This is a genomic window from Vallitalea longa (genome assembly GCF_027923465.1).
In the GTDB taxonomy this organism is placed as follows: domain Bacteria; phylum Bacillota; class Clostridia; order Lachnospirales; family Vallitaleaceae; genus Vallitalea; species Vallitalea longa.
The window spans coordinates 1-13,152 of the sequence record NZ_BRLB01000002.1 but is presented as its reverse complement, the minus strand read 5'-3'; the positions used below and the strand labels follow the sequence as shown (position 1 = coordinate 13,152).

Here is a 13,152-nt window from a genome sequence, read left to right as displayed (position 1 = left end):
AAAATGGCAAAATTCCAAAGAAAAACTCGTGAAGAAAGAGAAACAGAAATAAAAGAAGCTGCATTAGATGTATTTATTAAAAAAGGCTATCGTAATACAACTATGGAAGATATTATTGCTAGAACAACACTTTCAAAAGGTGGGGTATATAGATATTTCTCTAGTCCTAAAGAAATAATGATTGCTATTATGCGTGATGGTAATAACGTAGATAATAAATTCTTTAGAGAGATTAGTGAAGAAATACACAGTAAAGAGGATATTTGTAATATATTAGCTGATAGATCTATGCATAAAGTATTGAGTACATCTCCACAGAAAAAATTATATCTCATGTTTTTATATGAAATACTATATGATAAAAAACTGGAAGATATATATATGGAATTTGAGAAACAGACTTTTATACAATTAGAAAATTTATTTGGTGATAGAATATCTTTTTTCAAGGATAAAGATCAAGAATTGAATAGATTTTTTATGAGTAGACTAATAAATGCTTTGTTATTAGTGCATGCTCTTTTTTCAGACAAACGGATTTTTGAAAGTAATAAAGATTATCTGCATAAAATGTTTTTTGATTTTTATAATGAGTATTTATAGAATACTAGCTTAAAATTAGCTAGAAAAAATTTTAAATCATAAGTGACGTTGACGTCACCATCATATTTGGCAGATATTTATTATTTTATCTGCTACTTAATATTTTTATTTGTACTCAGATGATTATTTAATGAAGGAGGAAGTTTTTATGAGTGAAAACAGAAAAGCGTTATTAGAACTTAATATGGGCAAATTGTTCATGAAACTCGCTGTACCAGGTATTATTGGAATGCTAGCCGTAGGATTATACAATATGGTGGATGCAATATTTGTAGGTCAGTTTGTAAGTGCGTCAGGAGTTGGAGCAATAACTATGGCTTATAATGTTGTATTAATTAATCAAGCTATACTTACGTTATTTGCAACAGGAGCTATGTCCCTTTTATCAAGAGCAATAGGGGAAAAAGATGAAGAAACTATTGATAAACTATTTGGTAATGTTTTTATAGGTGTTGCCATATTATCAGTAATACTAACTATCGTAGTTTGTAATTTTGCAACCCCCATACTTTATTTTCTTGGGGCTAGAGATGATATTTTGGTTTTAGGTGAAAAATACATAAAGATAATTGCTTTAGGATTTATAGTTGCTGGCGTAGGACCAGCTCTCAATATGCTTATCCGTGGTGAAGGTAAGATGAAATCAGCCATGACAATAGTTTTTGTTGGTATGGTCATTAATATTATCTTAGACCCCATTTTCATCAAAGTATTCAATATGGGAATAGAAGGTGCTGCAATGGCTACGGTTATCAGTCAAATTCTATATTTGATAGGTGATATAATCTATTTCAAATCAGGAAAAAGTGTGATTAAATTGAGAAGAAAAAGTTTTAGGCTCTCTATGGATATTATGCCTAAGATATTAAGTGTTGGTTTTTCAGGAATGTTGATGCAATTTATGTCAGCTATACAATTAGCTATATTACTTAGGTTAATGTCATCATATGGGGGTAATGATAGTATAATTGTCCTTAGTTCAGCCCAAAGAATAATGATGTTCGCTTTTATACCAATGTGGGGGATAGGTCAAGGTTTACAGCCTGTACTTGGAGCCAACTATGGTGCTAAGCAATTTGCAAGAGTAAAAGAGGCCTTTTTATCCTTTACAAAGATCGCTACAGTAATATCAGGCGTATTATGGTTACTTTTCATGTTATTACCTAATTTCATACTAAGTTGGTTCATTACAGAAAAAGCTCTGGTATCATCAGGAGCCAATAGCTTCAGAATGTATTTAAGTGTATTTGTACTATACGGATTCATGATTACAGCAATCACACTTTTCCAAGCACTTGGTAAAGCTGGTAAAGCTGCATTAGTGGTTATGGGAAGACAACTATTGTTTTTTATACCAATATCACTAATATTACCAATATTTATGAAAGAAACAGGTGTATGGTTATCATTGCCAATAGGTGACTTTTTGACCATTAGTCTAGCTGGTATTTTTACTATAGGTGAATTTGGAGTTCTGAATCGTCAGATAAAAGGATATAAGAATGAATTAGCAAAATAAGATAATAAAACCATTTATGTATATATGCAGGCAATTGGAAATACAAAATTCTTTCTAATTGCCTTTTAATCTTTCATTATTATAATTAAAAACTTGCTATAAATTATATACCTGTTTATAGTAAGTTTTTATATTTTGATAAATATTATTGTTCTTTTACGAAATGATGACTTGTAGAACAGCCAAGTATATCATATAGAACACAGTAACTGAATATTGCGTCAAAGAATTGTAAAATGGATATAATAGTCGCTAATATCGCTTGCCAACCCTTCAATACTTTTGTGAATACTAAAGTCATTAGTATCACTCCCGTAGCAGCTCTAATTATTCTATCAGTGTTTCCTAAGTTCTTATTGAAATCTAAATTCATCTGCAAGACCTCCGTATTATATATAAGAATATTATTGCCTCAATGGTAGTTGAATTATACATTGTTTAATTATAAATATTAACTTAACTTATTTTTATTTTGCAAAGCCTTTTATTTTGATTACTTTTGTATATAATAATGAAGTAAAAAAGTTGGAGTTATTAATATTATATAGTCAAATGTACTGTGTGGTAGGGTATTGAATATTATAATTTTCTGTGAATTTATAATAATTACATTTAAGGTAAATATTTATATAAGCTATTAAATCAAAATCATTTATCAATATTTTTAATATTGAATAACTATAATGGTATTTATATAGATAAAAGTATATATATTAAAATATTAATGATTAAATTAAATAGATATATAAGAATGTAATAAGTGATTGGTAATTCAAATGAAAGTAGTAATTAAATATGATTTATATATAATTATATTAATTTAACTATGCGCAAAACACAACTTTAACGAATAGTAACAAGAAAAAACCATATATGGTTAAAATTTTAACAATTATTAAAGATATTTTAAGTCCATTTCACTTTTGCTTTATTAATAATTATTACATTAATAGCATTTCATTTATTGTTAATAATTATATTATCAAATACATGTTTAGCACATATTTAGAATAATTTAGTACCTAGTTATATTTTTTTGATTTGATACTAGTAAATTAATTGCAGTAATTTCTATAAACTGTACTATCAGTATTCTATACATTTATTTAGTTTTCTACCCTCTTAGATATAAATATTTGAATCTACTATTTAACCTATGTTATAATATATTATCAATGATAAATACTAGATTAATTACTTAATTCAAAGAAGTTATTCATAGTTATATGTTATTTATAAATACATCATAATTTAACTGAGTATATAATTTATCACGATATTACTTGATTATAGATTTATAATATGATTAATTATATTTTAATATTATTAATATATTATTTGCTCCCGAATTAATATATTGCAATATATCAATATAACAATTCAATACTTCATTGAAATTAATAAAGAAAGGTTTAATATAATGAAATTACAACAACTACTTAGCCATACTAGAAAAGCTATAGATACTTACAATATGATAGATGACGGTGATAAAATAGCAATAGGCATCTCAGGAGGAAAAGATAGTTTAGCCCTACTCTACGCCTTAAAAGGACTACAAAGATTTTATCCTAAGAAATTTGAAATTGAAGCTATTACCGTTTCCCTAGGTTTTGATAACTTTAACTTATCTGGAGTAAAAGAATTATGTAATGAATTAGAAATCAACTATACTATTCTTGATACAGATATCGGAGATATAATATTCAATCAGAGAAAAGAAAAAAATCCATGTTCCTTATGTGCAAAAATGCGCAAAGGTGCACTTAATGAAATGGCTGTTGAATTAGGTTGCAACAAAATAGCTCTTGGCCATCATAAAGAAGATATTGTTGAAACAATGATGATGTCTTTATTCTTCGAAGGTAGATTCTATTCATTTTCTCCAGTAACATATCTTGATAGGATGAAATTATATTCAATAAGACCACTTATGTATGTATCAGAAAGAGATTTGATTGGTTTCAAAAACAAATATAATCTACCAGTAGTCAAAAGTCCTTGTCCTGCAGATGGTAATACTAAACGTGAATATATGAAAAATCTACTTAACAAACTAAATAATGAAAATCCAGGATTGATACAGAGATTATATAGAGCTATTGAAAGTTCAGATATAAAAGGTTGGAAATAAAAGAGGTGTTAACCAATGATAAAAAATAATGATTATCATGAACAGCAAAACATTAAAAATTCAATTGTTTTAAGAGAAATTATGTATTCACTTCCCTCTTTTACTTATGAATTTTTTAGGGGCATTGAACAAACCACTTCATCAAAAACTAGGATTGCTTATGCATATGACCTTAGGCTTTTTTTTGAATTTATTTTAGAATATCACCAAGATTTCAAAGAGAAAAAGATGAATGAAATAAAATTAGAAGAAATAACAAATATAATACCAGATGATATTGAAATGTATCTCGAATACTTGAGCTATTATAAAAAAGAAGATGAAAAAGGTCATATTGTTGAACATAAAAATACTGAAAGAGGAAAATCAAGGAAGCTTGCAAGCCTCAGATCTTTTTTTACATATTTTTATAGAAAAAGGAAAATAAACAGTAACCCCGCTCTATTAGTAGATTTACCAAAAATCCATAATAAAAATATTACTCGACTAGAAGTTGATGAGGTTGCTAAGTTACTAGATGAAGTTGAATCAGGAGATAGATTAACTGAATCACAGAAGAAGTATCATAATATAACTAAAGATAGAGATTTAGCATTAATAACACTATTACTAGGTACAGGAATCCGTGTTTCAGAATGTGTTGGACTCAATATATCAGATATTGATTTTAATGTAGATGGTATTAGAATCGTAAGAAAAGGTGGCAATGAAGTAATAATATATTTTGGTGATGAAGTTGAATCTGCATTGATGACTTATTTGGATAGCAGAAAACATGTTATACCAGTCACTGGTCATGAGGATGCTTTATTCTTATCCCTACAGAATAAAAGATTAAGTGTTAGAGCTGTTCAGAACCTAGTTAAAAAATATTCTAAGCTTGTTACTAATTTAAAAAATATATCCCCTCATAAGCTTAGAAGTACTTATGGAACCAATTTATATAGAGAAACTGGTGATATTTATTTAGTTGCTGATGTTTTGGGTCACAAAGATGTAAACACTACCAAAAAACATTATGCACAGATTGAAGATGAACGACGAAGGAAAGCTGCAAAGGTTATAAAATTAAGGAAAGATTAATTTTCATGTATTATTGGTATAATTATATATTCACCTTTGTATATTATGTCGCTAGTTAGATTATTTATGCTTTTAAGCTCTTTTATGTAATTTTTAGTAGTATAATACTCTTTGCTCATATTCTTCTTTGAAATAGACCATAAAGTATCATTTTCCTCTATCATAATTGATATGTAACTCTTATTAGGTTTAATTTCTAACCCCTTAGCGTAATTCTTACCTAATAAGCAATTCGACAAAATAAATATAGCACATAGACAAACTACTGATACGTATATTTTTCTTGTTCTATTCATATTAATCACCCCGAACGTTTGTTTGATTATATTATATACGAACAGATGTTCTGTGTCAATGTGTTTCCCAAACATTTTTATTTAATCCGAACATTTGTTTGATATTATTAGTTTTATATGCTATAATTGTTAATAAATGTATTAATTATATCTATACAAGATATTCTACCTACATTAATAAGAATACATATAATCGATAAATTAATAAAAATAGGGGTGAATTTTTATGAGTAATGATCTAAGTGAAAAACAGATTAAAATAATTAATTTTATAAAAAATGAAATACTGTCAAAAGGATATCCACCTTCAGTAAGAGAAATATGTGATGCAGTAGGTTTGAAATCTACATCAACTGTCCATGGGCATCTTGAAAGACTAGAAAAAAAAGGTATAATTAGAAGAGATCCAACAAAACCAAGAGCTATTGAAATCATTGACGAATCCTTTGCTCCTACCAAAAGAGAACTTATAAGCGTACCAATAATTGGTAAGGTGGCTGCTGGAGAACCTTTATTAGCTGTTGAAAATATAGAAGAATACTTTCCTATTCCAGCTGAATTTATACCCAATAAGCAAATGTTTATGCTTAATGTTGAAGGTAACAGTATGATTGATGCTGGGATATTTAATGGAGATTTAATATTAGTACAACAACAAAATCAAGCGCAAAATCAGGATATCGTCGTTGCACTAATTGATGATTCAGTTACTGTAAAAAGATTTTTTAAAGAAACTGACCATATAAGATTACAACCTGAAAACAGTACAATGGATCCAATCATTGTTGAGGATGTTACAGTACTTGGTAAGGTTGTTGGACTTTTTAGAAGATTTTAAGTTAAAAAGCTGAGTAATTATTATATTACTCAGCCTTTAGAATTATTATCTAAAATACACTTATTCTTCAATTAAACTCTTAACATCTATATTTTTACCATCACTCCATATTCTTTCTAAATCATAGAATAACCTATCTTCTTTGCTGAATATATGAATTATGATATTTGAATAATCTAATAGAATCCAACTTGCAGAATTATAACCTTCTATTTGTTTAGGTTCATAACCATTTTTGGACAATATTTCTTCTGTCCTATCGATTAAAGCTTTTATATGACTTTTATTGTTACCATGAGCTATAATAAAATAATCTGCAATAACAGTTAAATCTCTGATATCTAGTACTTTAATGTCCTCTGCCAATTTGTCATCTAATGCTTTCAACGCTATTTTTAATATATCTAAAGAATTGTCTGTGTTTTTATCCATATCTATTTGCCTCCTGTATAATATAGAATATTGTTATAATATTCATAAGCGTCCATTGTTAATGGAACTATATAATTATTGCTAGCTCTTAAATAATCTATAGTATCTGATAATATCATAAATAAAGCTTTATCTAAATCCTTATTAGCTACTTCTCTAATTTCTTTTAGATTTGGAGCTTTATCTCTACCAGGTTCTATGTAATCAGATATATAAATAATTTTTTCTAAGCTGGTCATATTTGGTTTCCCTGTAGTGTGATAAGTTATTGCATTAAGTATATCTGTATCTTTGACTTCATAAATGTATTTAGCCACTACAGAGCCTATTTTGGCATGAATCAAGTCAAGATTATTCAATTCTTCACAGCTTAGTTCTATATTATATTTTTTACATATTTCTATTTTTTTATTATCAGATAAATTTTTAGCGCAATCATGTAGTAAAGCTGCTAATCTAGCTTTATTTATATCTACATTATGAAGCTTCGCTAATAAAACTGCTGTTTTTTCAACTCCTAACGTATGATCATATCTATTCTTATGTAATTGTTTCTGCAATTCATTTCTAATTGCAGTGAAATCATAATTACTTTGCATATATCTTATCCCTTCTAAAGGTCATGATTATCATACACAAACTATATATTGCTATATAGTTTGTTAATACCAATATATTTTTCAACGTTTTCTGGTAATAAATATCTAATTGATAATTTATCTTTAACTCTATTTCTTATTTCTGATGATGAAATTTCAATGTCCGGAATACGAACCAATGTAATATTTGCATCATATCTCGTTTGTAACATATGGATTTCATCATTAAGTTGTATATCCGTATAAGTAGCACCTCTATTAGCAACAATAAAATTACATATCTTGAATAATCTCTTATGATCTTTCCATTTGACTAAGTCGAATAACGAATCCGCACCTATTATAAAATAATAAGTATTGAAAGGGTATTTATCATTCAATTCATCTATTGTATCGACAGTATATGTGTTACCTTTTCTATCTATTTCAATAGTAGATAATTCGAATTCATCGTTATTTAGTATTCCTAATTTAGTCATATTTAGCCTATGTATTTTATCTGAAACTTTTCTATTGGATTTCAAATAAGATACTCCAGAAGGTATAAATAATATTTTATCTAATTTCATGTTATCCAAGACATATTGTGCTAATATCAAATGGCCATAATGGATAGGATCAAATGTACCTCCCATTATACCAATTAATTGTTCACTCATAAATAACCCTTCAATCATTATTTAATATAATTAATAAAATACTATAAAATCTTTAATATTATTATAAAAACTCATTTTTTTATTATTAGAGAATATTTCAGATACTTCATCTAGTGAATTAAATGGTTGGTCTTCCCTAAAATCAATGATATCATCAATAATATCAGCTGGTAGTCTTAGATATTGGTATTTATTGTCTTTGTACACTCTTCCATAAATATTTTCTAATTCATATTTTGATGCTGTATTTATATTAGTATACAAAGTAAAGTCTGAAGCATATTTTTCATAATCGAATTTGATATACTTACTAAATTTGTATTTCTTCCTACTCTTAATATATTTATCAGCTTCTTTTCCATCTATATCGAATAATTCTGCTGCTTTATATCTGTCAGTAATATTAATGTTAATATACTCTGGCAACTCAGACTGTGAAGCATATATATATGTTTCTACCATATCATAATATTTAGATGGAATTATATTTTTTTTATCAAGATCTTTTTTACTTACATATGGTTTGTTATCAATTATCTTGTCAACAAGTTTTTCTTTACTGGAATCACTAATATCAATACACCCAAATAGAGATAGAAGCTCATTTTCTTTTGCAGTGTTTAGATTGGTAAATAATGATAAGTTATCACTATAATATAAAATTTCTCCTCTAGTCAATAAATCTTTTTTCTCTAATTCGCCTAAAGACTTAAAAATATATCCTTGCTTATCTCTTTCTTTTACTATATCATAAGACCTCTTTGATGAGATAGTACAGGTTCTCCTGATTTGTCTAGCTGATGCAGTATTAAGATTGATTACTTTTACATCATCTTTATCCTCATAATCAGTTAATGTGTATAATGATATGTATTCCTCTATATCATTAAATTTATTATACATATTGGGAACTTTTCTAATATCATTAATGCTGTCTAGAGTATTAAACAACCTATAGTCAATAATATTGTTTGCTAATTCTTTTCCAATTTTAGTATTACCAAACAATGATCTCAATTCTTCAAAAGATGCTATTTTAATATTACTGACAACTGACATTTTGTTTCGGTTTTTATCAAACCATTCTTTAGTAAAATCAGAATTAACAAATTTGATTTCCTTTATATCATTAAATTCATTATGCTTTCTATAGTTAACTATAGAATATGCCATTTCACTAGTTGTATCATCTAAAATATCCATTAATTCTTCACTAGTTGCAGTATTGATATTAACACCTACTAATGCTTTTTTTCCTTTATAATTATCCCAAACACCTTTATTTTCTGTTATGGCCATGTTTTGAGCTTTTACTAAATCATCATATTGTTCTGCTTTTTCAAATGAGGTATCAGTTTTAGCTAGTCCTAATTCAAGCAACTCCTCACTTATAGACTTATTTGCTGCTAGATAGACGTATTTATACTCATATCTATCTATTTTATCAAAAGTATCATTATTAGAATCAGGGAGTAACATAACTCTTTTGCCTAAAAGTTGATTATAAGTATACTCAGTAGCTTTCATTGAAGAATCTGTATCAATACCAATCATTTTAATTAGTTTTGTACTTTTATCTGAATTACTATTTTCTTCAATAACTTTAATTGCTTCACCACTAATAACTTCTACAACTTTAGCTAAAGTTATATCTACATCATTATATGAGATGGATCTAGCCATAGAAGAAAAATTATTACAATTGATTGCTACTATTACCATTATGCTTATTATAATAATATTAAATATTTTTTTCATGTAAACCCCTCATTTCTTTTTATCATTCGTAAGTTAGCTGTAATTATGGTAATATGATTTTTGGATTTTCTTTAGATTCTCTATACAGTACTATCTTTCTACCAATCTGCTGTACAACATCCGACCTTGTTCTTTCAGATAGGACATAGCAAATATCTTTTGGTGTGTATAAACAATTCTTCAGTACATTGATCTTAATTAATTCTCTAGCTTCTAATGCATCTGAAATTGCTTTTGTAACTTCTGGAGTCACTCCAGATTTTCCTATTTGAAATATTGGGTCTAAATCATTTGCCAATCTTCTCAGATAAGCTCTTTGTTTACTAGTTATTTTTTCCATTATATTTTCCTTTCATTAATTAACATTGATTATAAATCCATTTATTGATTATTAAAATAATATTATTTGTAAAAGTCAAATTCCAAATAATACATTTTAACTGTATCACCCTCTTCAATGCCAAGACTTTCTAACTCTTCTATTATTCCATTTTCCCTTAAGAATTTTTGAAAGAATGCAAAACCTTTTTCAGTTTCAAGGTTAGTATAACCTAACATCTTTTCTATTTTGGCACCTTCTACTAAGAAAGTATGATCTTCTAACATTTCAACTGTAAAACCATCTTCCTGTACTTCTTGTTCGTCTAAGAAATATTCTTGTTCATATATAAGGGTTTCTTTATCTAATTTACTTAATAAATCATTAATATGGTATAATAATTCTTTAACACCCTTACCAGTTACTGCTGATATAGGAAATACTTTAATTCCTTTGTCTTCAAATTCGTCTTTCAATTCACATAAATACTCGTCATCTTGCATTACATCTATTTTATTAGCTGCTATTACCATTGGTCTATTAATTAATTCTTTATTAAATGTTTCCAGTTCATAATTTATCTTATTAATATCTTCTACAGGATTTCGACCTTCTGTTGAAGCAACATCTACTATATGGACAATAACTTTCGTTCTTTCAATATGTTTCAAAAATTCATGTCCCAGCCCAACACCTTCTGAAGCTCCTTCTATAAGTCCTGGAATATCGGCAATAACAAAACCTTTCCCACCACTTATATCGACAACTCCTAGGTTTGGGTTTAGTGTTGTAAAATGATAATTGGCTATTTTAGGTCTAGCATTAGTTACTCTTGATAAGAAAGTTGATTTACCTACATTAGGAAATCCTACAAGACCAACATCTGCAATTGTTTTTAATTCTAGTATAATCCAAAGATCTTTACCTGCTCTACCTGGTTGAGCATATTTGGGTATCTGCATAGTAGGTGTAGCGTAATGTTGGTTACCTTTACCACCACGACCACCTTTCAAAATGACTTCTTCCATACCTTTATGAGCCATATCAATTATAACTTTTCCTGTCTCAGCTTCTCTAATAATGGTTCCAAGTGGTACATTAATTATTAGATCGTCACTGTTCTTGCCATGCATTTTATTTCCTTTACCAGGTTCACCACTACGAGCTTTGAAATGTTTTTTATGTCTAAAATCATATAAAGTATTCAGATCATTATCAACTCTGAATATAATGTCTCCACCTTTACCACCGTCGCCTCCATCAGGACCACCGTTAGGTACATATTTTTCACGTCTAAAACTTACACAGCCGTTTCCGCCGTCACCTGATTTTATATATATTTTTGCCTGGTCAACAAATATCATTTACATCTTCCTTCCTATTAGGAATAATCACGATTTATGGATTATTATTAAGCTATCATGAGCTTAGCATATTTTCAATCTATGTGTATTATATTATAAAATTAATATATTTGAAAGGCATTTTTAGATTAGTAGCCTAAAAATACTAAATAGCATACAATTATAGTATTTATTAATTACAGTATCTATATACCCTTATAATCAAATAAACACAACTACTTGTTTAAAGAGTAAGAACCAAGAGGCTACGCTTTATAAAAGATTTCAAGGAAAATAGAAAGTAGAACTTTCTTATTTAAATAAAAAAAGTTTCAAATGAAGACCATTTGAAACTTTTCACTAACATTATTGAGCTTTTGGATATACAGAAACTTGTTTTTTGTCTCTGCCTTTTCTTTCAAACTTAACTACTCCATCAACTAATGCAAATAAAGTATCATCTCCACCTCTACCTACATTTTCTCCTGGATGAATTTTAGTTCCACGTTGTCTATATAAAATATTACCAGCTTTTACAGTTTGTCCATCAGCTTTTTTAGCGCCTAATCTCTTTGACTCAGAGTCTCTACCGTTCTTAGTAGAACCAACTCCTTTTTTATGAGCAAAGAATTGAAGGTTCATTTTTAACATACTTACACCTCCTTGATAACAAGAGTAATATAATCACTACCATATTCTTCTATCATTGATTCTATACCTAATACCATTGATCTCAGTAATAAATCAGATTCATTACTTACTTCATCTAATATCTTAAATGAAATATATCCTATTTGTTCATCATTTGAACAGTCATATATATCATCAGTAAAATTCTCAATTGAATTAATAGTATTAATAGTTAATACTGATATTGCAGCACAAACTATGTCTTTACCATACTCAGAATAACCTGCGTGACCACTTAATTCAAAACCGTTTATATGATTGTTATTTGTAAATACATCAATATTAATCATAATCGTAATTACGCATTAATCTTATCAATTTTTACTTGAGTATAAGGTTGTCTATGACCTTGTTTCTTATGATAACCTTTTTTTGCTTTGTACTTGTAAACGATAACTTTTTTGTTTTTACCTTCTTCTTCAACTGTAGCAGTTACAGTTGCGTTATTTACAAGTGGGCTACCAACAGTTAAACCACTGTCATTAGATACCATTAAAACTTTGTCAAATGTTACAGTTTCTCCAGCTGCTGCTCCTAGTTTTTCAACTCTGATTGAATCACCTTCAGCAACTTTATATTGTTTTCCACCAGTTTCAATAATTGCGTACATTTTGGCACCTCCTTTTATCAAGACTCGCCGAATACGGTGTTTCCTAAGAAACTTTTTAACCTCTTCGTGCGGCTATACCACTCAAAAACTTTACCATAATTCACTATGAATGTCAAGGATTTTTCCAGTTTTAACAATAAAATATAAATTGCAATATTAAATGTCCGGTATTTTCAAATAAAATTTTATAGTGTAGATATATTGTATTTTTTTAATATCTAGTTTGGCGTAGCGTACCATTTACAATGAGAGAGGCATGTGATAGCCTA

Annotated in this window: 16 protein-coding genes and 1 other annotated feature; of the genes, 5 read left to right on the top strand and 11 right to left on the bottom strand. The window is 28.0% G+C overall.

Annotated features, from left to right (window positions below; genetic code table 11):
- Positions 1-3 precede the first annotated feature (3 nt).
- Together QMG30_RS06240 and QMG30_RS06235 are read left to right on the top strand one after the other, a co-directional pair.
- Positions 4-603 (top strand): TetR/AcrR family transcriptional regulator, encoded by a 600-nt coding sequence (locus tag QMG30_RS06240; RefSeq protein WP_281813481.1) that lies wholly within the window; start codon positions 4-6, stop codon positions 601-603.
- 148 nt (positions 604-751) lie between these two features.
- Positions 752-2,122: an MATE family efflux transporter gene (locus tag QMG30_RS06235; RefSeq protein WP_281813478.1), complete on the top strand. Its 1,371-nt coding sequence runs from the start codon at positions 752-754 to the stop codon at positions 2,120-2,122.
- A 145-nt stretch (positions 2,123-2,267) separates the two neighbouring features.
- Here the strand turns inward: QMG30_RS06235 and QMG30_RS06230 are convergent, their stop codons facing one another.
- Positions 2,268-2,495, bottom strand: coding sequence for a YgaP family membrane protein (locus QMG30_RS06230; RefSeq protein ID WP_281813476.1), 228 nt, complete (start codon positions 2,493-2,495; stop codon positions 2,268-2,270).
- A gap of 1,047 nt (positions 2,496-3,542) precedes the next feature.
- On the opposite strand from QMG30_RS06230, the gene QMG30_RS06225 reads away from it, so the two are divergent.
- Both QMG30_RS06225 and QMG30_RS06220 read left to right on the top strand, forming a co-directional pair.
- On the top strand, positions 3,543-4,256 hold the full coding sequence (locus QMG30_RS06225; RefSeq protein WP_281813474.1) for a tRNA 2-thiocytidine biosynthesis TtcA family protein: 714 nt from the start codon (positions 3,543-3,545) through the stop codon (positions 4,254-4,256).
- An 18-nt stretch (positions 4,257-4,274) separates the two neighbouring features.
- Positions 4,275-5,339: a tyrosine-type recombinase/integrase gene (locus QMG30_RS06220; RefSeq protein WP_281814264.1), complete on the top strand. Its 1,065-nt coding sequence runs from the start codon at positions 4,275-4,277 to the stop codon at positions 5,337-5,339.
- Here QMG30_RS06220 and QMG30_RS06215 read toward each other — a convergent pair.
- Positions 5,336-5,635 (bottom strand): LysM peptidoglycan-binding domain-containing protein, encoded by a 300-nt coding sequence (locus QMG30_RS06215; protein WP_281813472.1) that lies wholly within the window; start codon positions 5,633-5,635, stop codon positions 5,336-5,338. The two genes, QMG30_RS06220 and QMG30_RS06215, sit on opposite strands and share 4 nt — an antisense overlap.
- 226 nt (positions 5,636-5,861) lie before the next feature.
- On the opposite strand from QMG30_RS06215, the gene lexA reads away from it, so the two are divergent.
- A complete protein-coding gene (lexA, locus tag QMG30_RS06210) occupies positions 5,862-6,473 on the top strand; it encodes a transcriptional repressor LexA (protein WP_281813470.1) in 612 nt (203 codons plus the stop codon).
- A gap of 60 nt (positions 6,474-6,533) precedes the next feature.
- Here the strand turns inward: lexA and rsfS are convergent, their stop codons facing one another.
- The 9 genes from rsfS to rplU all read right to left on the bottom strand — a co-directional run bounded on the left by rsfS (position 6,534) and on the right by rplU (position 12,883).
- A complete protein-coding gene (gene rsfS / locus QMG30_RS06205) occupies positions 6,534-6,905 on the bottom strand; it encodes a ribosome silencing factor (protein ID WP_281813468.1) in 372 nt (123 codons plus the stop codon).
- A gap of 2 nt (positions 6,906-6,907) precedes the next feature.
- Complete coding sequence (gene yqeK / locus QMG30_RS06200; RefSeq protein WP_281813466.1) at positions 6,908-7,504, bottom strand: bis(5'-nucleosyl)-tetraphosphatase (symmetrical) YqeK; 597 nt, start codon at positions 7,502-7,504, stop codon at positions 6,908-6,910.
- Positions 7,505-7,545: 41 nt separating this feature from the next.
- A complete protein-coding gene (gene nadD / locus QMG30_RS06195) occupies positions 7,546-8,163 on the bottom strand; it encodes a nicotinate-nucleotide adenylyltransferase (protein WP_281813463.1) in 618 nt (205 codons plus the stop codon).
- A gap of 30 nt (positions 8,164-8,193) precedes the next feature.
- Positions 8,194-9,921 (bottom strand): helix-hairpin-helix domain-containing protein, encoded by a 1,728-nt coding sequence (locus QMG30_RS06190; protein WP_281813461.1) that lies wholly within the window; start codon positions 9,919-9,921, stop codon positions 8,194-8,196.
- A 43-nt stretch (positions 9,922-9,964) separates the two neighbouring features.
- Positions 9,965-10,252: a ribosome assembly RNA-binding protein YhbY gene (yhbY, locus tag QMG30_RS06185; RefSeq protein WP_281814263.1), complete on the bottom strand. Its 288-nt coding sequence runs from the start codon at positions 10,250-10,252 to the stop codon at positions 9,965-9,967.
- Between the two features lie 71 nt (positions 10,253-10,323).
- Positions 10,324-11,601 (bottom strand): GTPase ObgE, encoded by a 1,278-nt coding sequence (gene obgE, locus QMG30_RS06180; protein WP_281814262.1) that lies wholly within the window; start codon positions 11,599-11,601, stop codon positions 10,324-10,326.
- Positions 11,602-11,949: 348 nt separating this feature from the next.
- Entirely contained in the window at positions 11,950-12,234 is a 285-nt protein-coding gene (gene rpmA, locus QMG30_RS06175) for a 50S ribosomal protein L27 (protein WP_281813459.1), read from the bottom strand.
- 2 nt (positions 12,235-12,236) lie between these two features.
- Positions 12,237-12,563, bottom strand: a complete 327-nt coding sequence (locus tag QMG30_RS06170; protein WP_281813457.1) for a ribosomal-processing cysteine protease Prp — start codon at positions 12,561-12,563, stop codon at positions 12,237-12,239.
- 8 nt (positions 12,564-12,571) lie between these two features.
- Entirely contained in the window at positions 12,572-12,883 is a 312-nt protein-coding gene (rplU, locus tag QMG30_RS06165; protein WP_281813455.1) for a 50S ribosomal protein L21, read from the bottom strand.
- 10 nt (positions 12,884-12,893) lie between these two features.
- Positions 12,894-12,967, bottom strand: a sequence feature (ribosomal protein L21 leader region).
- Positions 12,968-13,152: the final 185 nt, after the last annotated feature.

Excerpts from the sequence above, each read along its gene's own strand:
- QMG30_RS06170 (WP_281813457.1), bottom strand. The coding sequence starts at position 12,563 with ATGATTAATATTGATGTATTTACAAATAACAATCATATAAACGGTTTT.
- QMG30_RS06215 (WP_281813472.1), bottom strand. The coding sequence starts at position 5,635 with ATGAATAGAACAAGAAAAATATACGTATCAGTAGTTTGTCTATGTGCT.
- QMG30_RS06190 (WP_281813461.1), bottom strand. The coding sequence starts at position 9,921 with ATGAAAAAAATATTTAATATTATTATAATAAGCATAATGGTAATAGTA.
- rplU (WP_281813455.1), bottom strand. The coding sequence starts at position 12,883 with ATGTACGCAATTATTGAAACTGGTGGAAAACAATATAAAGTTGCTGAA.
- yqeK (WP_281813466.1), bottom strand. The coding sequence starts at position 7,504 with ATGCAAAGTAATTATGATTTCACTGCAATTAGAAATGAATTGCAGAAA.
- lexA (WP_281813470.1), top strand. The coding sequence starts at position 5,862 with ATGAGTAATGATCTAAGTGAAAAACAGATTAAAATAATTAATTTTATA.
- QMG30_RS06225 (WP_281813474.1), top strand. The coding sequence starts at position 3,543 with ATGAAATTACAACAACTACTTAGCCATACTAGAAAAGCTATAGATACT.
- rpmA (WP_281813459.1), bottom strand. The coding sequence starts at position 12,234 with ATGTTAAAAATGAACCTTCAATTCTTTGCTCATAAAAAAGGAGTTGGT.
- rsfS (WP_281813468.1), bottom strand. The coding sequence starts at position 6,905 with ATGGATAAAAACACAGACAATTCTTTAGATATATTAAAAATAGCGTTG.
- QMG30_RS06240 (WP_281813481.1), top strand. The coding sequence starts at position 4 with ATGGCAAAATTCCAAAGAAAAACTCGTGAAGAAAGAGAAACAGAAATA.
- QMG30_RS06235 (WP_281813478.1), top strand. The coding sequence starts at position 752 with ATGAGTGAAAACAGAAAAGCGTTATTAGAACTTAATATGGGCAAATTG.
- nadD (WP_281813463.1), bottom strand. The coding sequence starts at position 8,163 with ATGAGTGAACAATTAATTGGTATAATGGGAGGTACATTTGATCCTATC.
- QMG30_RS06230 (WP_281813476.1), bottom strand. The coding sequence starts at position 2,495 with ATGAATTTAGATTTCAATAAGAACTTAGGAAACACTGATAGAATAATT.